The sequence below is a fragment of the Sphingomonas sp. NCPPB 2930 genome (genome assembly GCF_042867205.1).
GTDB lineage: Bacteria > Pseudomonadota > Alphaproteobacteria > Sphingomonadales > Sphingomonadaceae > Sphingomonas.
On sequence record NZ_JBHZQU010000062.1, the window covers coordinates 1 to 610 of the forward strand.

Genomic DNA, 610 nt, shown 5'->3' on the forward strand with positions numbered 1-610 from the left:
CCAAGTCTGCCTCCAAAAGGCAGCCTTGAATCAGTGGCGCACCACGACGTCAAGCTTTGTCCACGATACCTAGGTTGCCGGACCCTATGATGAGTTTGATAATGGGCAACCCAAGGCCGCTGCCGACACTCCAACGTCGATCTGGGGCGACCTTTATCCATCGGGCTGCATCAGGAAGGCCAATGGCGAAATCCAGCCAGCTGATGCCGGTCGCGGCTGCGATCTGTCGAGCGAGGCGCAAGCCCGCCACCCTGACGCACCCAGCCCGGAGTCTCGCTTCAAGGACCATATGGACCAAGGCGCTGATCAGGTTTTCATCGACGTAGATGCTTACGGGCATTTCGAGGAAGATTTCAGCCCGGACCATCCAATGACGATGGCTCAGGATCGTGCCAATCGCTTGGCGCGCATGGGCTTGGCGATAGACCGATTCGGGTTGGTACTAGAGTCTGTTATGGACTTGAGAGGTTTGCTGATTCATCCAAGGTGGGATGAGCATTTGCGGCAAGCCGTATCCATCTGACGTCAGCGACGAGGAATGGTTGCTGGTTGCACCGTACCTACTGCTGCAACGCGAGGATGCCGGGCAGCGGGAGCATGACCTGCGGGA

At 57.9% G+C, this 610-nt stretch carries 1 protein-coding gene and 1 pseudogene; both read left to right on the forward strand.

Annotated features, from left to right (window positions below; all coding sequences use genetic code 11):
* Positions 1–91 precede the first annotated feature (91 nt).
* Positions 92–523 (forward strand): annotated as a pseudogene (locus ACFX59_RS18360) (glycoside hydrolase); the annotation flags it as partial.
* Positions 492–610 (forward strand): transposase (locus ACFX59_RS18365; RefSeq protein WP_387434513.1); only part of this gene is annotated, 119 nt, incomplete at its 3' end. The pseudogene ACFX59_RS18360 and the gene ACFX59_RS18365, both read left to right, overlap by 32 nt.